This is a genomic window from Micromonospora sp. NPDC049580, from assembly GCF_040675595.1.
Taxonomy (GTDB): domain Bacteria; phylum Actinomycetota; class Actinomycetes; order Mycobacteriales; family Micromonosporaceae; genus Micromonospora.
The window spans coordinates 1-1,425 of record NZ_JBFAPG010000800.1 but is presented as its reverse complement, the minus strand read 5'-3'; the positions used below and the strand labels follow the sequence as shown (position 1 = coordinate 1,425).

The 1,425-nt window shown below is 74.5% G+C and carries 1 protein-coding gene; it reads right to left on the bottom strand.

Annotation, left to right across the window (positions count from 1 at the left end; genetic code table 11):
* The coding region (locus tag AB0J68_RS32185) for a glycerol-3-phosphate dehydrogenase/oxidase (protein ID WP_363942659.1) at positions 1 to 1,376 on the bottom strand (1,376 nt) is incomplete at its 3' end.
* Positions 1,377 to 1,425: the final 49 nt, after the last annotated feature.

Genomic DNA, 1,425 nt, shown 5'->3' with positions numbered 1-1,425 from the left:
GCGGCGCTACGGCGCCGCAGCAGGTGCTCCACGCGCTCGGTGTGCAGGCCGGACTGCTGCGCCAGCCGGCGGCGCTGGTTCCACCGGGCGACGTAGCCCTCCGCCCCCAGCAGGGGCACCCGGTCGGTGCACGAGGCGGCCACCGCGCCGCCGAGGCCGCGCACCGCCTCGTCGACCGCGTCGCGCGCCATCACCCGGTACGTCGTGTACTTGCCGCCGGCCACCACCACGAGTCCGGGCGCCGGACTGACCACGGTGTGCTCCCGCGACAGCTTGGCGGTCGCGTCGGACTCTCCGGACAGCAGCGGGCGCAGGCCGGCGTACACGCCCTCGACGTCGTCGCGGGTCAGCGGGGTGGCCAGCACCGCGTTGACGCGCTCCAGCAGGTAGTCGATGTCCCGGCTGGTCGCCGCCGGATGCGCCTTGTCCAGGTCCCAGTCGGTGTCGGTGGTGCCGACCAGCCAGTGCCGGCCCCACGGGATCACGAACAGCACGCTGGACTCGGTGCGCAGGATCAGGCCGGTGCTGGACCGGATCCGGTCGCGCGGCACCACGAGGTGGATGCCCTTGGAGGCGCGGACCTGGAACTGGCCCCGCTCGCCGACGAGGGCCTGGGTGTCGTCGGTCCACACCCCCGTGGCGTTGATGACCTGCCGGGCGCGCACCTCGAACACCCGGTCGGTCTCCAGGTCGTGCACCCGCGCGCCGGTAACCCGGGCGCCCTCGCGCAGGAAACCCACGACGCGGGCCCGCGACAGCGGGTACGCCCCGTGCGCGGCGGCGGTGCGGACGAGGAAGGTCACCAGCCGGGCATCGTCGACCTGGGCGTCGTAGTACTGCAGAGCGCCGACCAGCGACTCGGGCCGCAGCGACGGGCAGGCGCGCAGCGCCCCGCGGCGGCTCAGGTGCCGGTGGGTCGGCACGCCGCGCGCGTGGCGGCCGGACAGGCTCATCGTGTCGTAGAGCAGCACGCCGGCGCCGGCGTACAACCTTTCCCAGCCCCGGTGGCGCAGCGGGTAGAGGAACGGCACCGGGCGGACCAGGTGCGGGGCGAGCCGCTGCAGGAGCAGGCCCCGCTCGCGCAGGGCCTCGCGGACCAGCCCGAAGTCGAGCATCTCCAGGTAGCGCAGGCCACCGTGGATGAGTTTGCTGGACCGGCTCGACGTACCGCTGGCCCAGTCGCCGGCCTCGATGAGCCCGACCGACAGACCTCGGGTGACGGCGTCGAGAGCGCAGCCGGCGCCGGTGACGCCGCCGCCGATCACCAGGACGTCCAGTTCCTGGCCGCTGCCGAGGGCGGCCAGGGACCGCTCGCGGGCGGCCGGTGACAGTGTCGCGGAAAGGGGTGGCGTGACCTCGCTCGATGATCTGCCGATCCGCGACGACCTGCGCGGGCTGTCGCCGTACGGGGCGCCGCAGCTCGAC